The 19,560-nt window shown below is 40.2% G+C and carries 17 protein-coding genes and 2 pseudogenes; 5 read left to right on the plus strand and 14 right to left on the minus strand.

Features of this window, described 5'->3' with window-relative positions:
- Window positions 1-50: 50 nt before the first annotated feature.
- The 6 genes from F907_RS03005 to F907_RS02980 form a co-directional block, all read right to left on the minus strand.
- A complete protein-coding gene (locus tag F907_RS03005) occupies window positions 51-728 on the minus strand; it encodes a type 1 glutamine amidotransferase domain-containing protein (RefSeq protein WP_005206921.1) in 678 nt (225 codons plus the stop codon).
- An 85-nt stretch (window positions 729-813) separates the two neighbouring features.
- The gene (locus F907_RS03000) at window positions 814-1,971 is read right to left on the minus strand and encodes an iron-containing alcohol dehydrogenase (RefSeq protein ID WP_005206919.1); all 1,158 of its coding nucleotides are present in this window, start codon (window positions 1,969-1,971) and stop codon (window positions 814-816) included.
- A 598-nt stretch (window positions 1,972-2,569) separates the two neighbouring features.
- Window positions 2,570-2,872 (minus strand): putative quinol monooxygenase, encoded by a 303-nt coding sequence (locus tag F907_RS02995; RefSeq protein WP_000920558.1) that lies wholly within the window; start codon window positions 2,870-2,872, stop codon window positions 2,570-2,572.
- A gap of 239 nt (window positions 2,873-3,111) precedes the next feature.
- Window positions 3,112-3,942 carry an S-formylglutathione hydrolase gene (fghA, locus tag F907_RS02990; RefSeq protein WP_005312120.1) on the minus strand — a complete coding sequence of 277 codons (831 nt, stop codon included), beginning with the start codon at window positions 3,940-3,942 and terminating at the stop codon, window positions 3,112-3,114.
- Window positions 3,943-4,170: 228 nt separating this feature from the next.
- Complete coding sequence (locus tag F907_RS02985) at window positions 4,171-5,283, minus strand: S-(hydroxymethyl)glutathione dehydrogenase/class III alcohol dehydrogenase (RefSeq protein ID WP_000842149.1); 1,113 nt, start codon at window positions 5,281-5,283, stop codon at window positions 4,171-4,173.
- A 21-nt stretch (window positions 5,284-5,304) separates the two neighbouring features.
- Window positions 5,305-5,580: a metal/formaldehyde-sensitive transcriptional repressor gene (locus F907_RS02980; protein ID WP_001133624.1), complete on the minus strand. Its 276-nt coding sequence runs from the start codon at window positions 5,578-5,580 to the stop codon at window positions 5,305-5,307.
- Window positions 5,581-6,047: 467 nt separating this feature from the next.
- On the opposite strand from F907_RS02980, the gene F907_RS02975 reads away from it, so the two are divergent.
- Together F907_RS02975 and F907_RS02970 are read left to right on the plus strand one after the other, a co-directional pair.
- Window positions 6,048-7,043 (plus strand): zinc-dependent alcohol dehydrogenase family protein, encoded by a 996-nt coding sequence (locus F907_RS02975; protein WP_005206914.1) that lies wholly within the window; start codon window positions 6,048-6,050, stop codon window positions 7,041-7,043.
- Entirely contained in the window at window positions 7,033-8,049 is a 1,017-nt protein-coding gene (locus F907_RS02970; protein WP_005312118.1) for a zinc-dependent alcohol dehydrogenase family protein, read from the plus strand. Before F907_RS02975 ends, F907_RS02970 begins: the two co-directional genes overlap by 11 nt.
- A gap of 50 nt (window positions 8,050-8,099) precedes the next feature.
- Here F907_RS02970 and F907_RS02965 read toward each other — a convergent pair whose 3' ends face one another.
- Window positions 8,100-8,999, minus strand: a complete 900-nt coding sequence (locus tag F907_RS02965) for a LysR family transcriptional regulator (RefSeq protein WP_005206908.1) — start codon at window positions 8,997-8,999, stop codon at window positions 8,100-8,102.
- A 135-nt stretch (window positions 9,000-9,134) separates the two neighbouring features.
- On the opposite strand from F907_RS02965, the gene F907_RS02960 reads away from it, so the two are divergent.
- The 3 genes from F907_RS02960 (at window position 9,135) to F907_RS02950 (ending at window position 11,251) form a co-directional block, all read left to right on the plus strand.
- Entirely contained in the window at window positions 9,135-9,875 is a 741-nt protein-coding gene (locus tag F907_RS02960) for an SDR family oxidoreductase (RefSeq protein WP_005228682.1), read from the plus strand.
- 72 nt (window positions 9,876-9,947) lie between these two features.
- A complete protein-coding gene (locus tag F907_RS02955; RefSeq protein WP_005206904.1) occupies window positions 9,948-10,946 on the plus strand; it encodes a zinc-binding alcohol dehydrogenase family protein in 999 nt (332 codons plus the stop codon).
- Window positions 10,947-10,966: 20 nt separating this feature from the next.
- Window positions 10,967-11,251, plus strand: a complete 285-nt coding sequence (locus tag F907_RS02950) for a putative quinol monooxygenase (RefSeq protein WP_005206902.1) — start codon at window positions 10,967-10,969, stop codon at window positions 11,249-11,251.
- Here the strand turns inward: F907_RS02950 and F907_RS02945 are convergent.
- The 7 genes and pseudogenes from F907_RS02945 to F907_RS02920 form a co-directional block, all read right to left on the minus strand.
- A pseudogene (locus tag F907_RS02945) lies at window positions 11,241-11,543 on the minus strand (recombination directionality factor); the annotation flags it as partial. The gene F907_RS02950 and the pseudogene F907_RS02945 sit on opposite strands and share 11 nt — an antisense overlap.
- A 25-nt stretch (window positions 11,544-11,568) precedes the next feature.
- A complete protein-coding gene (locus tag F907_RS02940; protein ID WP_005312115.1) occupies window positions 11,569-12,597 on the minus strand; it encodes a Fic family protein in 1,029 nt (342 codons plus the stop codon).
- Between the two features lies 1 nt (window position 12,598).
- Window positions 12,599-15,697, minus strand: a complete 3,099-nt coding sequence (locus F907_RS02935) for an HsdR family type I site-specific deoxyribonuclease (protein ID WP_005312113.1) — start codon at window positions 15,695-15,697, stop codon at window positions 12,599-12,601.
- A 60-nt stretch (window positions 15,698-15,757) separates the two neighbouring features.
- Complete coding sequence (locus tag F907_RS02930; protein WP_005206896.1) at window positions 15,758-16,318, minus strand: nucleotidyltransferase family protein; 561 nt, start codon at window positions 16,316-16,318, stop codon at window positions 15,758-15,760.
- Between the two features lie 18 nt (window positions 16,319-16,336).
- Window positions 16,337-16,942, minus strand: a complete 606-nt coding sequence (locus F907_RS02925) for a restriction endonuclease subunit S (protein WP_016653069.1) — start codon at window positions 16,940-16,942, stop codon at window positions 16,337-16,339.
- Window positions 16,943-17,100: 158 nt separating this feature from the next.
- Window positions 17,101-17,820 (minus strand): annotated as a pseudogene (locus F907_RS0118175) (restriction endonuclease subunit S); the annotation flags it as partial.
- Window positions 17,817-19,370 (minus strand): type I restriction-modification system subunit M, encoded by a 1,554-nt coding sequence (locus F907_RS02920; protein WP_005206893.1) that lies wholly within the window; start codon window positions 19,368-19,370, stop codon window positions 17,817-17,819. The gene F907_RS02920 and the pseudogene F907_RS0118175, both read right to left, overlap by 4 nt.
- Between the last annotated feature and the right edge of the window lie 190 nt (window positions 19,371-19,560).

Here is a 19,560-nt window from a genome sequence, read left to right on the forward strand (position 1 = left end):
CGTCAGAAGTTTATTCACTGCTAAGCACCACAACAGACACCAGCTACTCTTTATTTCAACAATTGAAGTAATGCTGAGGCAGTTGCAGCAGAAGATGCTGGATTTTGTCCAGTAACCAGCAAGCCATCAACTTGAACATATACTTGCCAATCATCTACTTTAGAATAATGACCACCGTTTTCTTTAAGCATGTCTTCAACTAAAAATGGTACAATTTCAGTCAAACCTACAGCGGCCTCCTCAGTATTGGTGAAACCAGTCACTAATTTACCGCTCACTAAAGGCGCTCCATTACTCGCTTTCACATGACGAAGAACACCCGGGGCATGACACACTGCTGCAACAGGTTTGCCAGACTGAATCGCCTGTTCAATCACAGAAATTGAAATCGGATCTTCTGCTAAATCCCACAATGGGCCATGCCCGCCTGGATAAAACACTGCATCATAATCAGCTACAGAGATTTCGCTAAGTTTATGCGTCTGTGCCAATGCTTGCATTGCAGTTGGATCTGCTTCAAAACGATGAGTGGTTTCAGTTTGTGCTTCTGCCAAATTACTTTTAGGATCTAGTGGTGGCTGCCCACCTTGAGGCGACGCCAGCGTAACTTCAGCACCAGAGTCAATAAAGGTGTAATACGGTGCAGCAAGTTCTTCTAGCCAGAAACCTGTTTTCTTACCCGTATTGCCAAGTTGATCATGTGAGGTTAAAACGATTAAAATTTTCATGTTATTTCTCCGATATTTTTCAGGATTGAGGAGCATTGTTGCATGATCACTTGTCGTGTAGCGTGACCATGACAGATACGCTTATTTAGATACTCGTCTCGAGAATTTGGCGACTGATCTCTAATGAAACAGTTTTATGTTCGCCTAGCTGTGTAAGATTGTGTGATTTAAGTTGCGTAATGATGATCTCAATATCCGTCTCCCCCAGTCCATAATCGCTAAGACGAGTCGGCAATCCAAGTTGCTCAAAGAAGGCTCGAGTACGAGCAATAGCAGTATCAATACGTTGTTCTTCATCACCTTCGACAATCTGCCAGACTCGAGCTGCATACTGTAGTAATTTTTCTCGCTTCTCTTGACGACGCACTTGTAGATTGGCCGGCAACACAATGGCCAAGGTACGAGCATGATCAATACCATGTAAAGCCGTGAGCTCATGCCCAATCAAATGGGTTGACCAATCTTGTGGTACACCAGCTCCAATTAGCCCATTCAGTGCCATGCTAGCAGCCCACATCAAATTCGCACGCGTGTCATAATCTGCTGAATCTTCCAAGATTTTCGGCCCAATCTCAATCAGAGTTTGCAATAGACCTTCGGCAAAACGATCTTGTACTTGTGCATTGACAGGGTAAGTTAAGTACTGTTCCATGACATGAATAAATGCATCAACCACGCCATTTGCTAACTGGCGCGTCGGCAAACTAAAAGTTTTATTCGGATCGAGTACGGAAAATTGCGGAAAAACATAGGGGCTGCTAAATGACAATTTGGCTTGGGTCGATTTTCTGGTGACTACCCCACCGCTATTCATTTCTGAACCAGTTGCTGGAAGGGTGAGTACACTCGCAAAGGGCAAAGCTTGAGTAATTTTAGTACCATGGGTTTCTAAAATCTCCCATGTATCCCCTGTATAATTGACTGCTGCTGCAATAAATTTAGTACCATCAATTACCGATCCACCACCGACAGCCATCAAGAAATCAATATTTTGTTCTCGAATCAGCTCTACAGCTTTCATGAGGGTTTCATAACTCGGATTCGGCTCAATTCCGCCAAATTCATGAATTTCTCTTGCACCTAATGCTTCACGCACTTCAGCTAAAGTACCATTCTTACGTGCACTTTCACCACCAAACAACATTAATACTTTTGCTTCTGTAGGCACATAGTCATTGATTTTAGCTATTGTATCGCCACCAAAAATAATGCGGGTCGGATTATAAAAGTTAAAATTCAGCATATTTTTATCCTAGGATGATCAGCTAATTGATTTGAAAAACCACCGTTATTCATCAAATAAACTTTAAAAAATTGGACAACATTGCGGCTTTTGACTGCACCATGTGCTAACTATACATAAAAATAGACCAGTCGTCTATTTTTATAAAAAATATCTCAGCTTGCCGACTTGTGTGATGGTTAAACAAATTCAGGCTTGTTCTATATCACTTTTATTATTGATGTATTTTCACGAGCGATAGTTGGATGGAAGGTATCATCACGTATGACTACTGATATGGTCGTGAACGCATTCGCTAAAGCAGTGAATGGCTCATACAAAATAGCAATAATTAAATATTTTAAAAGCAGATTGGCATGGTTTAAGAGATGTACAAATGCGACAGTAAATTAGATATATTGGTTCAATATAAAGCATGTATATCGGTGCATTCGTTTATTTACCCTGTTTTGGATATTGACCCATGTAAATGATGAGATTAAGCCATTAAATAAAGTAGCCCAACTTGAATAAAAAGCCTCTGACAAACCTCACAGGGTTGAAGTGCTGCCTTTCATTCAAAATTTCAGGCAGCACATTTATACATTTAAGCGTCGGTTTAAGCTGGTAGTTTACTTGCCAAAACATCTACTTTTTCAATAGACGGTGGCTCTGAAAATAGCTCTTCGGCCTGAGCCATCAACGCAGCTGCAACCTTGCCAGATAAATGTGCTTGGCGACCCGCCTCATCAGGAAATGCATCAAAAATACCAAATGTTGTAGGTCCAAGACGTAGGCCAAACCACGCAACTGTCGCAGGTTCTTCCATTACAATAGGTAAACCGGCTTTAAGGAAAGCTTCCACTTCGTCTTCTTTACCCGGTTTAGCTTCAAGACGGACATATAAAGCTGTTTTAAGCATGACTAAACTCCACTATTGATTAAAATTAAAACTCATTCTGACATTGCTAATGTATGCATGTCAGAAAGTTTTGTTGTACAAAAGTTAAAAACAATTTTCCATAGCTGAGCCAAAATCTGGGTGTTTATTTCGACATAATGCTATGAATTTATTCAAGTTAATATCATTAACATTTGAATCAAAAAATATTGCTCAAGAAGCATTCAAGAACAACATGTACATCCTCATATCTATGAAAGTTATTTAGCTAGGAATTTGCTGTGAAACTCTATATGTTTCTCTATAAAGCTCGCAATGAAGTAATAGCTATGGTCATACCCTTCTCTTAGGTTAAGTGTAAGAGGATATTCTTGTTCCAAACAAATATTACTAAGAAGATTAGGTCTTAACTGTTCTTCAAGAAAATCATCAGCTGTTCCCTGGTCGACTAAAATAGGTAAATGAACTTCAGCGTTTTTGATTAATTCAATCGCATCATAGCTTTTCCATAAAGTTTCGGTTTCACCTAGGTAGTGTGTAAAAGCCTTTTTCCCCCAAGGTACTTGGCTAGGTGCAACAATTGGTGCAAAAGCAGAAATACTTTTATACAGCTCAGGGTTTTTTAACCCAATTACTAATGCACCATGACCACCCATGCTATGACCCATAATGCTTTGGACTTGATTGGTCGGAAAATTCAGGTCAATCAGATTTCTGAGTTCTTCCACAATATAATCATACATTTTGAAATGCTGTGACCAGGGTGCTTGTGTTGCATTCACATAGAATCCTGCGCCTTGGCCTAAATCATAATCTGCATGATCTGGTACATCCTCTCCACGTGGGCTGGTATCTGGTGCAACAATAATGACTTTATGTTCAGCCGCATACTTTTGTGCTCCGGCTTTAGTAATAAAGTTCTGTTCGTTGCAAGTCAGCCCTGATAACCAATATAAAACTGGCAACCGCTCATCTTTGTCATGAGGTGGCAGATATATTGAGAATTTCATTGAACAGTTTAATGCTGTTGACTGATGGCGATACACTTCTTGCGATCCACCAAAAGAAGCATGTTTCTCAATTATTTCCATAATCAATTACCTATGTTGAGCAAGACTTCATGAGAAATCGAGTAAACAAAGAGTCTCACATTCTCCACAGAGAATAGTGATAAAGATTTAAAATGTAGGCAGGTTTATTGAACCTATACACGATGCCTACACAGATAGATCGGTTTTACAGATAATGTGCCGTTTTAGAGGATTCCATGCATGTCATTCATGATGCACATGCATGGAAAACTATAAGGTCTGACGCAATTATTCGTAATGAATTACAGTACGAATTGACTTACCTTCATGCATTAGATCAAAGGCTTCATTGATCTGATCCAAGCCCATCGTATGTGTCACAAATGGTTCTAATTGAATTTTACCTTTCATGGCATCTTCAACCATTCCTGGAAGTTGCGTACGACCTTTTACGCCACCAAAGGCAGAACCTAGCCATTTACGACCAGTAACCAGTTGGAATGGACGGGTAGAGATTTCCTGACCTGCGCCAGCTACACCAATAATTACGGATTGTCCCCAGCCACGGTGTGCACTTTCAAGGGCTGCACGCATCACATTCACGTTACCAATACACTCAAATGAATGATCTACACCCCAGCCAGTCATTTCGACAATGACTTGCTGGATTGGTTTGTCGTAATCTTTAGGGTTCAAGAAGTCCGTTGCACCAAACTCTTTTGCCAGCGCAAATTTATCTGGATTCATGTCAACCACAATAATACGTCCTGCTTTAGCTTGACGTGCGGCTTGTACGACTGCCAAACCAATACCACCTAAACCAAAGACCGCAACACTATCACCTTCTTGTACTTTAGCCGTGTTGTGTACTGCACCGATACCTGTTGTTACACCACAACCCAGTAAGCAGACATGTTCGTGATTGGCTTCAGGATTGATTTTAGCCAATGATACTTCTGCCACTACCGTGTATTCACTGAACGTTGAGCAGCCCATATAGTGGTAAATCGGTTGACCATTGTAGGAAAAACGAGTGGTACCATCTGGCATTACGCCTCTACCTTGAGTTTCGCGAACGGAAATACACAAGTTCGATTTTCCAGATTTACAGAATACGCACTCGCCACATTCAGCGGTGTAAAGTGGAATGACATGATCACCTGGTTTGACGCTAGTTACGCCTTCACCAACCTCAACGACAACACCAGCACCCTCATGACCGAGAATAGCCGGAAAAACACCTTCAGGATCATCGCCAGATAAAGTAAATGCGTCGGTATGACACACACCGGTATGGGAGATCTTGATTAATACTTCACCTTTCTTCGGTGGTGCAACATCAACTTCAACAATTTGAAGAGGTTGACCAGGACCAAACGCAACGGCAGCACGTGACTTCATGGAATAATTCCTTATACAGATCTATTTTAAATATGATTTTAGAATCTTAGCGATTTCAGCCAATTCTTCTTTTCGTTGTTGTTCTGTGGTTTCACCTGATACTAAAGTGTCCTTTAAATGAACCTCTAACATCTCATTCATTAAACCATTAATAGCACCACGCACAGAGCATATTTGTTGCAGAATTGCACCACATTCCACATTGTCTTCTAACGCTTTTTCAATCGCTTGCGTCTGACCTTTGATCTTTCTGACGCGTAGAAGAATCTTTTTTTTGTCTTCAACCTGATTAGGCATCAGACCTCCTTATTTGCTAGCTTTTATACTATAGTACCCCATAGTATAAAAAAAGCAATATTTTTTATAAATCGAAAATCAAAAAGCTCTTTAGCGAAAATTTTCTATCCCTGTTTTTAGTTTTTTTTAAATTAACATCATAGAGCTTATGCGAAAGTCACAAAAAAATGGGACTTTTAGCTCCCATTTTTTATTTTGGCTCATGTTCTTTGTAATGCTGTGACCTTTTAGAATTATGTTTCAAATTTTAGCCACTTTGTAGATATTTTAAACGTTTCAAGCCTTGAAAATACTACCGACAGTTTAGATTAAACTGCCTTTACAGACTGTACTAGAATATTTTTAGTGAGCGGATGATATTTATTATTCATTATTTAGGAATTATTAAATCCTATAAATATCATTTATTGGATTAATTTACTTTGGTACTGTGCATATCATCCCCCAGTTAAGAATAAGGAACAACTATGAATAAGATGATGAATGCTCTTATCCTAGAAAATTTTGGCGATCATGAATTTACACGTGTAGAACTCCCTATACCTCAACCAGAGGCTGGGCAAGTTCTAGTACGTATTCATGCTAGTGGTGTAAACCCTATTGATTATAAAATTCGTCTTGGTGAAGCACCATATGCTATGCCAGAACTTCCTGCCGTGTTAGGAACAGATATGGCTGGGGTTGTAACTGCTGTTGGTGAAGGTGTCACCCACTTCAACGTCGGAGATGAAGTTTACGGTCTGATAGGTGGCGTTCGTGGTCTTCAAGGATCTTTAGCAGAATATGTTGTAGCAGATGCTGATCTGATCGCATTAAAGCCACGCAATATCTCTATGCGCGAGGCAGCAGTACTACCATTGACGTTCCTCACCGCTTGGGAAGGTTTAGTGGATAATGCGAAGGTCCAACCAGGGCAAACTGTACTGGTTCAGGGTGGTGCTGGTGGCGTTGGTTATATGGTGGTTCAGCTTGCAAAAGCACTTGATGCAAATGTTTGGGCGACTGGTCGTACAGCTGATCAATCACTGATTTCAGAACTCGGTGCAACACCTCTCGATTACACAACAGCATCTTCCGATGACATTATTGCTGCAAGCCCTGAGGGTCAAGGTTTTAACATTGTTTACGACACTGTGGGTGGTCCAGTACTCGAAGCTTCACTTTCCATGACAACTCACTATGGCCACATTACCAGCTGTGCTGCATTTGGTAATCATAATTTAGCGAGTTCATCTCTACGTTGTGCCACAGTGTCTGGCGTATTCGTCCTAATGCCGATGTTAACAGGCAATCGCCGTGCTCATCATGGTGATATCCTTAAGATCGCGACTCGTCTCGTTGAGGAAGGTAAACTGCGTCCTATTGTTGATCCTCGTCATTTTACTCTAGACCAAGCGATTGAGGCTCATGATGCTGTTCAAGATCGCTCTGCCAATATTAAGGTCGTGATTGATGTCATTTAATGCACTTCAGGCCAAGACTTGGCGCTTCAATTCTATTGGAGATCCAGATGTTCTGACATTAGAAACACTTCCTGTGGCTTTACCAGCCGCAGGAGAAGTTCTAATCCAGATGAAAACGATCGGACTCAACCGGGCTGATGTAATGTTTCGGCGTGGTACTTATATTCAAAAGGCAGTATTCCCTTCTCGTCTGGGATATGAGGGAGCAGGCATAGTTCTGGCGATAGGTGAAGGTGTACGCCAATTTTCTCCAGGAGATGCAGTATCGATTCTTCCGACTGACAATCTAGCCAAATATGGGACATATGCGGACAAGCTTCTGATTCCAGAAACTTTTTTAGTTCACAAACCCGATAGTTTAAGTTGGGAAGAAGCTTCTTCAATCTGGATGCAGTATTTGACGGCTTGGGGTGGTGTAATCCATGCTGGTGGAGTTTCGAAAGGAAAAACGATCTTGATCACAGCAGCTTCAAGTAGTGTAGGACTAGCTGCGATACAGATAGCTGAAGCAGCGGGTGCTAAGGTCATTGCAAGTACACAAACGATAGAGAAAAAGCAACGTTTACTGGATCTCGGTGTTAAAAATGTTATAGCCAGTGAAGATGAACCAGATTTGTATGAGGCGCTTGTTTCACGTTTGGGTGGAGAATATCTTGATGTCGCCTTCGATGCTGTAGGAGGGCCACATATTGAACAGATTGCAAAAGCGATGTCTATAGGAGGAACTATGGTTATGCATGGTGCACTTAGCCCGGAGATCACACCATTTCCCCTTAAAGTTGCATTACGCAAGAGCTTAACCATGCGAGGTTTTTTGTTCCTTGAGGTTCTCCATGACCCTGTTCTAAGGGAGCAAGCCAGACGATTTATTCTTAGCAGTATAGGTGCAGGATATCTTCGTCCAGTGATCGACTGTTGCTTTGACTTTGAGGACATGCATGATGCTCAGCGCTATCTTGAATCAAATCAGCAAATAGGAAAAATTGTTGTTACTCTAAATACATGATGGTCTTATCTGATTTCTACTTTCTAGAAAAAAGGTTAGTTCCATCTGATTCAGGTTTCTATATGGCCCAGCACTTCCGTTAAGTAATCAAACAATGCTCTGATTCGCAAAGGTGTCGGGCCCCGCTGTGGACGATATAAATACAGGCGCCAAACGGGAGAGGTTTCCTCATGAAGTATCTGAATGAGCTTACCACTCCTAAGCCACGGCAAAACTAGAAATCCAGGCATGTGTCCGAATCCGACTCCAGCGAGAATCGCTTGAAATTCAGCTTCTAGATCATCTGTAATAAAACGGGGATTTGATGGCGTAAAGTTTCGACTTTCGGTGAATGTCCATGGCCAGTAACGCCCTGTTTTATGATCGACTAGTGCTGTTAGAGGGTATTTATCAAGGTCAATAATTTTTTTAGGCATTCCAACCTTATCAATTAACTCTGGCGTACCCACAGAATAAAAGTTCACTTTCGCCAATTCCCTTGCTACATATCGATTGTCCGGCAAAAATCCAAATCTGATCCCGATATCTATCCGCTCATCGATCACATCCGAGTGTGAATCTGTTAGCACACAATCCACGACAATATCTGGATAACGTGTGGCAAATTCTGCTAGTGCAGGTACTACCAATTTACGCCCTAACACAGACGACACAGTAAGACGGACAGTCCCACGCATTTCATCTCGTTTTTCCTTGGTGTCTTTTACAAGCAAAGCATCAATGGATCCCACCGCAAAACGTGCTTGCTTTGCCAAACGCTCACCATCAGCGGTAATTTTAATTTGTCGAGTACTCCTGTAGAACAGAATCTCTCCGCGCTGCTCTTCTAGCTCTTTTATTGCCCGTGTCACTACCTGTGGGGAAATACCCAGCTGAGTTGCTGCCTCTTTAAAATTTCGAGACTCTGCTGCGACACAAAAGATACGTATCATTTCCAATTTGTTCTGCATGTCCAATCCTGTGTTCTGGTAATTATTCCGTAAATAGGAATTCTGAAAGATAATATTATTCATTTATTATACCTAACAAGGCTGTAATACTTAATCCAGCAAATATGATTGACAGATAGGTTGAAGGTTACTTGTATGAATAATATAGAAAATAAAGTTATTGTTATCACAGGTGCAAGTAGTGGTTTAGGTGAAGCTACTGCTCGCTTACTTGCTAAAAAAGGTGCAAAGGTTGTACTTGGTGCTAGACGTAATGAAAAATTAGAGGCTATTGTTCACGACATTCGTGCTGAAGGTGGTCAAGCTGAATTTATTGGTATGGATATAACCAAACCACATGAAGTACAAGCACTTATTGAAAAGGCATTAAGCGCATTTGGTCAAATCGATGTATTGGTAAACAATGCTGGATTAATGTCTATTGCACCATTAAGTGAGCTAAAAGTTGATGAATGGGATCGTATGATCGACATTAATATTAAAGGTGTTCTTTATGGTATAGCAGCTACCCTACCTGTTTTCCAAAAACAAAACTTTGGACACTTTATTAATCTCGCATCTGTTGCAGGGATAAAAGTATTTAGTCCAGGAGGTACTGTTTATAGCGGTACTAAGTTTGCTGTAAGAGCCATCTCAGAAGGACTTCGTCATGAAGTTGGGGGAACCATTAGAACGACTACTATTGAGCCTGGTGCAGTTGAGTCAGAACTAAAATTTGGTTCTTCTCATAAAGAAAGCTCAGAGTTTGTTACTGATTTCTACAAACAAGCCATACCAGCTGACTCAGTCGCTCGAGCAATTGCTTATGCAATTGAACAGCCTGCGGATGTAGATATTAATGAAATTGTTTTGCGCCCAACGAGCCAAGAGTTTTAATTATTGAATAACATAAAATGGGAGCACTTCGCTCCTATTTTTACTATATTTTTTAAATTTAAGGACAAATCTATGAAAGCCGTATCGTATGTTATAAATAACCATGATGATTTTAAAAATTCATTGGTAGATATTGAAAAAGCAAAGCCTACGCTTAAGGAGCGTGATGTACTGGTAAAAGTTCAGGCAATCTCTGTGAATCCAGTTGATACCAAAGTGAGAAAAAATTCGTCTGAAGCAAATAATCGTATTTTAGGTTGGGATGCCGTTGGGGAAATTATCGAAGTTGGCTCAAAAGTTACCTCGTTTAAAGTAGGAGATTCTGTTTGGTATGCTGGCGATTTAACCCGAGATGGTAGTAATGCTGAGTTTCAAGCAGTCGATGAACGAATTATCAGTCTTAAACCAATTACAGTATCTAATGCAGAAGCAGCAGCATTGCCATTAACTGCAATAACGGCATGGGAAATGCTTTTTGATCGGTTTCAAATTTCAGAAACAGAAGTTGGCAGTATTTTAATTATTGGTGGTGCAGGCGGTGTAGGATCAATCGCTATCCAACTCCTAAAAGCAAAAACAAATCTGACGGTTATAGCAACTGCTTCGCGTGAAGAAACGAAATCTTGGGTGGAATCACTTGGTGCCGACCATGTCATTGATCATAGCAAAGATTTAAATGCACAAATTGAGACACTAGGCATTGCAAAACCAAAATACGTATTCTCTACAAATCATACAGAAACATATATCAAGCAAATAGTTTCTCTGATTGCACCACAAGGCAAGCTTGGATTGATCGATGATCCACAAACATTTGATATTATGCCGTTTAAGACTAAATCTATTTCTATCCATTGGGAGTTGATGTTCACTCGTTCAATGTATGAAACCGATGATATTGAAAAGCAAGGTGATCTGTTGCAACAGGTTGCCCAATTAGTTGACCAGCAAAAAATTAGAAGTACCCTCAACCAAAATCTAGGCAAAATTAACGCTTCACACTTGGAGAAGGCGCATAAGTTACTTGAATCAGGCAAGTCAAAAGGCAAAATTGTACTAGAAAACTTCTAAAACAAATTAAAGGTGAAATAATGACTATTTCAGTAATTGCGAACTTTAAGGCAAAATCAGATCAAAAAGAGAGGTTAGAAGCGCTTTTACAAAGTGTAATAGAGCCTACGCTTCAAGAAGAAGGATGCTTGAAATATGAGCTTTATATTAGCGAAAATGACTCGAGTAGATATTTCTTCTTAGAAGAATGGCGTAGCAGGGAGGATTTAGATATCCATATAGCGTCTGATTATATTCAAAGTTTATTTGGTAATATCCAATCGCTCATTGAATCAAGTGATATTGTAGAAATCAAAAAAATATAGCCTTCTTGCTCTTTTCATCAATTTGCTTGGCCTGAGTACTGGTATCATTCAGGCCAATACCCTCCCGTAAAGTTAGATCCACGTAATACACAGGTTGGCGATAGCTTTGTGTGGTGCTTTTGTCTCTTAAAGTGAGTTGCAATGGTAGGCACGACAGTAAGCCTCCTGAAGCTGCACTGTAGTAACTCAATCGTGTAGCCAAGGTTCGAATACTATTAAAGCCAGGGGTTCTAAAGATGAAGGTCCCAAATTCATCTGAGTCATCCAAATTCATATGCAAGCACCCATAGGGGATTTATCCATAATTGAAAGTATTGTTATCTTTTTAATCTATATTTTTGCTTCGGACTTTTCGGTTTATCAGGAATGGTACGTTCAATCAAATTTGCTTCTATTGCTGGATTCAAGTAATTCTTTTGGAACGTTGCTCGATGCGTTAAACCCACAAATTGCATCAACTCAGCCAAGGTATAATCATCTTGCCCTAATGCTGAAATTAAACGCTGTACTTGATCACTGAGTTCTTTATGGACATGTATGCCAGCTTGAGCGGTAACATGATCGCTAGCTTGAGCGGTGTCTTGATCGCTTTGTGTAGAGTCAAGGATTGCATCTAAAATCATCTGCAAAATGAATTCAATAAATGGTGCTGAATCAGTACGATCTGTACTTGCTTGCAATGCTTCGTAATAAGCTTTTTGATTTTGATAGATCAGACTTTCAACTGGGATATTGGCAAAGATTGAATTCCACCCACTCAGGATCAATGTTTGCCATAGTCTACCCATTCGGCCATTACCATCTGCAAATGGATGGATAAATTCAAACTCATAATGAAATACTGAACTTTGGATTAGTGGATGTATTTCTCTATCATTTAACCATTCTAGTAAATCAGCCATTAAACGTGGAACTTGATTGGCAGGTGGAGCCATATGTACCACTCGATCACCTGACATTACGCCCACACCACCATGACGATATTGACCGATTTCATCAATCAAGCCTGTCATTAAAATTTGATGTGCTTGTAATAAGTCTACTTCTTGGCTTGGCTGCCATTGTTGAAATGCTTCATAGGCTTTAATGGCATTGCGCACTTCCTGAACTTCTTTCGGAGGTGCAATCACAGTCTTACCATTTAGAATCGCCGTGATTTGTTCTGTACTTAACGTATTCCCTTCTATCGCAAGTGAACCTTGAATAGTACGGATACGATTGGCTTTTCTGAGTTTTAAGCTGTCCTGAATTTCCTCTAAAACAGTCAAACGCCCTATATTCTCACTGATCTGAGCAATCAGATGAATGATTTTTGAGGTGATGGTATAAGGCGGTTGGTATTTCATACTAAATTTTTCCCCCTACCCCTTTAAACTTTTCAACGAACGCTGCAATTTTTTGAAAAATGCTCTGCTTTTTGGTTAAGTATTGTGGGTTTAATGGACTCATTTTAGGCAGAATAGCATTGAGCTCAGTGCCATTATCACTGGCAAATTCCCGTTTCAGCGAGGTCGCAATATAACGTCTCGCTGCATCCTCATTCAGGTTCTCGGCGCCAATCAGTTCTTGTACTTCACGCTGTTGTTCTGCTTGAGCAAAGGTGAAGAAAGTATCAATCACGCTAGCCTTATCACCAATCTGATCTAAGTCTGTTTGATTAATAAAATCGACCAGTAGACTTTCTTTGGCACGGTTGCCTAGGTTAGCACGGATCACTCGGCGCACATCCTCAACTAACGTTGCCTTATCTTTCACCTTTTTATTGTTCTCAAAAATCAGCTCTAGAATGTAATCCAGATTGATTTCTTGTGATTTCAGCAAGTCTACTTCAAAAACTACATCATCCCAATCAATGGTCGATTTTTCTTTTTGTTCAGCCAATTTTTCCCGACGTAACCAATCACGAATATCATTATAAGTGGAACGGTAATCTTGGATTTTTCGTTCAGCTGGCATCTGAATGGTTTGCAAGGCTGACAGATCCTCATCGCTTAAGTAATGTTGGGTCTTGAATACTTCAACTGCCACAAGGTCATTCGCATCAACATTCTGCAAAGCCTTTAGGCTGGCGTATTCATCGTAGTTTTGCAACACATTTTCTACACGCAAGTATTCGCCAAATAATTTCGTAAAGGCTTTTTTATCTGATTCTTTAAAAATTTCATCGGGGTTAGGAAAGCGTTGTTCTAATTCTTTCACAATATCCACAAAACCGCGCCGTGCATCACCAGTCACCACATCGGTAAAGCCTTCCATGTATTCCTTATAACTTTTTTCTAGCACCACATTCTTAGTGTTTTTATCACCAAATAAAGTAATCGCATCAATGGTCGCTTGCTCTAGGTCTCGAAAAGTAACAATATTGCCGAACGTTTTGGTGGCATCATAAATACGATTGGTACGCGAATAGGCCTGCATCAACCCATGATAACGTAGATTTTTATCTACAAATAAAGTGTTAAGCGTAGGGGCATCGAATCCTGTCAGGAACATCCCTACCACAATCAGCAAATCTATTTCTTTGGCTTTGACTTGCTTGGCAAGATCACGGTAATAATTTTGAAAACCCTTACTATCAACACTAAAATTGGTTTTAAACAATTTATTGTAGTCCGCAATTGCGGCGTTTAAAAACTCTTTTGCACTACTGTTCATGGCTGAAATATCAAAACTTTCATCCTGAATATCACCTACGGCATCTTGCTCCTCATTGGCTGCAAAGGAAAAAATAGTGGCAATCTTTAAAGGCTTGTCACTGTTTTTTTGCAGGTTGTTGAGTGACTCATAATACAGCTTGGCAGCTTCTACACTACTGACGGCAAACATGGCATTAAAGCCCTTGCTACCCGCTTGTAAGCGGTGCGTTTTCTGGCGGAAATTATTCAGGATGTACTGGCTAATTTCACGGATGCGGTCGGGATGCAATAAGGCTTGTTTGTTTTCCGCTGCACTGAGTTTTTTCTCATCCTGTTCGGTTTCGATGATTTTAAACTGTGGACGTACATCATTGTAGTCCACTTTAAATTTCAGCACTTTCTCATCACGAATCGCATCGGTGATGACATAAGAATGCAACTCACGGCCAAATACGCTGGCTGTAGTTTCAGCACTAAGGGCGTTTTGTGGAAAAATAGGCGTACCCGTAAAGCCAAACTGATAGTACTTTTTAAACTTCTTCTTCAGGTTTTTCTGAGCTTCACCAAACTGGCTGCGATGACATTCATCAAAAATAAATACTACTTGCTTGTTATAAATGGGCAAGTCACCTTCACTTTTAATCAGGTTATTGAGTTTTTGGATGGTGGTGACAATAATTTTATTATCATCTTTATCCAAGTTCCGTTTTAAACCTGCGGTACTGTCTGAACCATTGACGCTATCGGGCGAAAAGCGCTGGTATTCTTTCATGGTCTGATAATCAAGGTCTTTGCGATCTACCACAAAAAAAACCTTGTCAATAAAATCCAGCTCAGTTGCTAAACGTGCTGCTTTAAAACTGGTCAAGGTTTTGCCAGAACCTGTAGTGTGCCAAATAAAACCGCCACTTTCGGTATTGTTCCAGTTTTTGGCTTGATACGAACTTTGGACTTTCCACAAAATGCGCTCGGTAGCCGCAATCTGGTAAGGACGCATCACCAACAAGGTATCGCTGATATCGAAAACAGAGTAATGCAGCAGCACATTCAGCAAAGTATTTTTTTGGAAAAAAGTAGCCGTGAAGTCCTTCAGATCTTTGATTAGGCTATTATCGGCCTTGGCCCAGTTCATAGTGAAGTCGAAACTATTTTTATTACGTGTCGTCGTATTGGCAAAATAACGACTATCAGTCCCATTAGAAATCACAAACAGCTGTAAATATTTATAGAGGGAATTTTCGCTATTAAAACTTTCTTTGCTGTAACGGTGTACCTGATTAAAAGCTTCACGGATGGCGATGCCACGTTTTTTTAGTTCGACCTGCACCAAAGGCAAGCCATTTACTAAAATGGTGACATCGTAACGGTTTGCATGGCTGCCTTTTTGCTCAAACTGCTTAATCACCTGCACTTTATTACGAGCAACGTTCTTCTTATCTAAAAGGTAGATGTTTTGAATATGCCCATCATCAAAGACAAAATCATGAATATAGTCGTCATGAATCTTGCGGGTTTTATCAACAACACTGTCACTCGGTCTATCCAAATAGATTTCAACAAAGCGTAACCATTCGCCATCAGAAAACTGTACGTTATTCAATGCTTGAAGTTGCTCACGTACATTTGCCAACAAAGCTTTAGCATTGTTTAAAATGGGCAAATATTCATAGCCTTGATTGACCAAGTCCTGAATGAATTCGCGCTCTAAATCCCCTTCACTTTGGTAGCTGTCAACCGCTTGCCATTCTTTGCAATATTTATCTAAGACAATAAAATTGTTAGTTTCGGCAATAGGCTTATAATTAGTCATGGTTTTGATTCCATTGATTTTTGACCGAGAAGATAGGTCCAAAGTGATTTTTAGAATTTTTTAGATAAAATTGCGTTTAAATTTTTCGTGATTTTCAATATTGCTTTGAATATCTTCATGATTCCAAATTTGCAATTCCCAAGGGAAATAAAAATTACTTCTGTTTTTAAAGTAGATATGCAAACCACGATAGCCTTCTTTATCCCGCAAATACCAGTTTTTAAGGTTTAGTTCATCTTGCCAGTCATCCAGCAAATCCATCACGCTCTCAATTTCTTCAGTCGTTAAAATAATACGTGCACCAAAAATATCATTAAGCCAATTGTTTACAGGATATTGGTCTTCACGAGCAGAATAGCGCTGTATTTTGTCATCAATACTTTCACGGGTTTTTACTCGGTAAAAATATTTGATGTCTATATCTGCGGTCATCAAGTAGTCATTAATGCTTTCGTGTAAGGTTAAACGGTATTTATAAATATGTGCAGCAGGCACGTGCCGAATGGTTTTAGAGAGGTTAATTTTCTCAATTTTGCCATGTTCAAAATAATCCTTGGAAAAATCACGGTGCAAACGGTTAACTTCGCGAATGAGTTGTTTGACTTGACCAATTTTTTCCATGTTGGTGCTCCACAAATATCAATGTGATGGGATAGATGACTGAGGAAAACTTAATAGCAAATCACGGTAATACTCATACTGTTTTTGGCGTAGCTCAATTTCACGTGGTAAACCTTCAGTAATTGAACTGGTTAAAGTATCGAATTTATCTAAAATAGTGACAATTCGCTTTTGCTCATCAAGGTGAGGAATTGGAACATAAAAAGAAAAGAGTTTACTACTTTCAATAGATGCTACAGATCCGCCTGTTTTCCTAGCTGCCCGCAAAATATCCTCCCCTCTTGATCTAATCATATGTGCAAGGTAACTAGGCATAATATGGTTGTGTGGTATTACAGCTTTCATGTCTTGATTAAGTGCAACAGGTACAGGAATTAGTGCACTTGGCAGTAATTTATCTAAAATACTTGAGCGAACAACTATTGCAATTGAGTTTGCTGGTACTAACTTTGTCGAAGAGTTTTCAATCGCATCTTCGGTAATATAGTCCTGAGCTGAATCAACAATTGGTCGCCCCATATCTTTAGGCGAAACCCATGGGATAGTTCCATTTTCCCAATAATCACTATGGCTTTTAGATGGAGTTCCCCCACCGTACCAAGTACCAACATCTCTCAACGTCATCCATTTAGCCTCTATCCGCCGTCCGCTCTCGTCCGCTCTCGTCCGCTCTCGTCCGCTCTCGTCCGCTCTCGTCCGCTCTCGTCCGCTCTCGTCCGCTCTCGTCCGCTCTCGTCCGCTCTCGTCCGCTCTCGTCCGCTCTCGTCCGCTCTCGTCCGCTCTCGTCCGCTCTCGTCCGCTCTCGTCCGCTCTCGTCCGCTCTCGTCCGAAGGCGATTGTGCTTCGCTCATATCAAATGTCAATAATTTATCTCTAAAATATTGATATTGTTGATTTCTCAGTTTAAGCTCCGCAGTCAGCTCCGCAGTCAGCTCCGCAGTCATAGCAGTAAATGCATCCAAAATTCGTACAATTTCGGCTTGAATTTCAAGGGATTTTTTAGGATTCTCTGGGCTTGGAATGGGGATTTGAAATTTTCTAAAACCATCCATATCTACAGAGGCAAAACTTGACATCGTTGTATTTTTTTTACACCAATCTGCCAATAAAAAACAATAATAAAAAATAAACTTCATATCAAAAACTTTTACATAGCTATCTTTCAAACTTAAATTGGTAAACCTTTGATTTGCCAAATATGGAACAGTAATTAATGCATGTTCACCAATCGTGGCCGATGTTGAAATTATGATGGAATTGGCAGGAAATAATTTCCCCCCTTTTACAGCACTTTCCGAGATTTTTTGTAATGAGTCTCCAAGGATTTGACCATTCTCGCGGATGTCATCCATCCTAAACCACGGAACAGAACCATTTTCCCAAAATTCTTTTTTTGATGTCGATGGTGTATAGCCATTTTTTAAATGAAATATTTCTGAAACTGCTTTCCATTCAACCTGTGCGCCATCAAGTAGCTTTTGCATAAAATCTGTATTACTCATACCACGTCTTCCCCTTCAATCTCTGCCACTATCGCATCAATCTCTTTACGAAGTTGATCAATTTTAGTCACAGTGGTTTTTAACTCGGCATTAAGCTGAAAAATATCCACCTTTTCACGCGTGTCTTTGGCTTCAACATAGCTACTCACGGACAGATTATAATCGTTGGATTGAATCGCCTCTAAAGGTACAGACTGGGCAAAATGGTCTAAATTGGCCTTGCTGTCAAACACCTGCATGATCTGTTCAATGTGTTCATTTGTCAGAGTATTGGTATTGGTTTCTTTTTTGAATAACCCACCAGCATCTATAAACTGGGTTGTAGTGTCTGTTTTATGTTTGGATAGAACCAGAATGGTGACAGCAATGGTGGTGCCATAAAACAAGTTCGATGCAAGCGAAATGACCGTTTCTACATAGTTATTATCTACCAAATATTGGCGAATTTTCTGCTCAGCACCACCTCGGTAAAAAATACCAGGGAAGCACACAATGGCCGCTCGACCCTTAGCAGATAAATAACTTAAGGTATGAAGCACAAAGGCAAAATCGGCTTTAGATTTGGGAGCAAGTACGCCTGCTGGGGCAAAGCGTTCATCATTGATTAAAGTGGGGTCATCCGAACCAATCCATTTCACCGAATACGGTGGGTTAGACACAATCGCATCAAAAGGTTTGTCATCGCCAAAGTGAGGTTCTCTTAACGTATCGCCTAACTGGATATTAAACTTGTCGTAGTTAATGTTGTGCAAGAACATATTCATACGCGCAAGGTTGTAGGTCGTATGATTGAGCTCTTGTCCAAAAAAACCGTCTTCTATAATGTGAGCATCAAAATGTTTTTTGGCTTGTAAAAGTAAAGAACCCGAACCACAAGCAGGATCATAAATTTTATTGACGCTGGTTTGTTTGTGCATGGCAAGCTGGGCAATCAACTTTGACACATGCTGCGGAGTAAAAAATTCTCCTCCTGATTTTCCTGCATTGGCTGCATAGTTAGAAATCAGAAACTCGTAAGCATCACCAAACAGGTCGATATGACTGCCTTGAAAATCCCCAAAATGTAACCCTGCTACGCCCTTGAGCACAGCAGCCAAGCGGATATTTTTATCTTTGACAGTATTACCCAAACGGTTACTGGTTGTGTCAAAGTCAGCAAATAGGCCTTTAATGTCCTGCTCCGACGGGTAGCCATTGGCAGAACTTTCTATAGCAGCAAAGATAGCAGCTAAGTCAGTATTCAAACTCTCGTTATTATTCGCATTTTTAGCAATATTGCCGAACAATTGACTTGGGTAGATGAAGTAACCCTTGGTTTTAATCGCATCGTCTTTGATATCTGTAGTAATAACTTGGTCAGAAAGTTCAGCATATTTAATGCTGTCGTCACCGCCTTCGATATAACTGGCAAAATTTTCACTAATAAAACGATAAAATAGCGTACCTAAAACATATTGCTTGAAGTCCCAGCCATCAACTGCGCCACGGACATCGTTGGCTATCTGCCAGATTTGGCGTTGCAGTGCTGCGCGTTGTTGGGTACTGGTCATTTACAAATCCTGTAAAAAAAAATAAGAATCAAAGTTAAAACGAATATTAACCTATAAGTTAATATTCAAATACAAGATAAATCAACAATTAGACCTGATTACCCACTCATTCATTTAGCATCAGGCAGATATAAAAAATAAAGGGAGCCGAAGCTCCACTGCTGTCCCATAGTTTGCTTTAAATAAAAAA

The sequence above is a fragment of the Acinetobacter colistiniresistens genome (assembly GCF_000413935.1).
In the GTDB taxonomy this organism is placed as follows: Bacteria; Pseudomonadota; Gammaproteobacteria; order Pseudomonadales; family Moraxellaceae; genus Acinetobacter; species Acinetobacter colistiniresistens.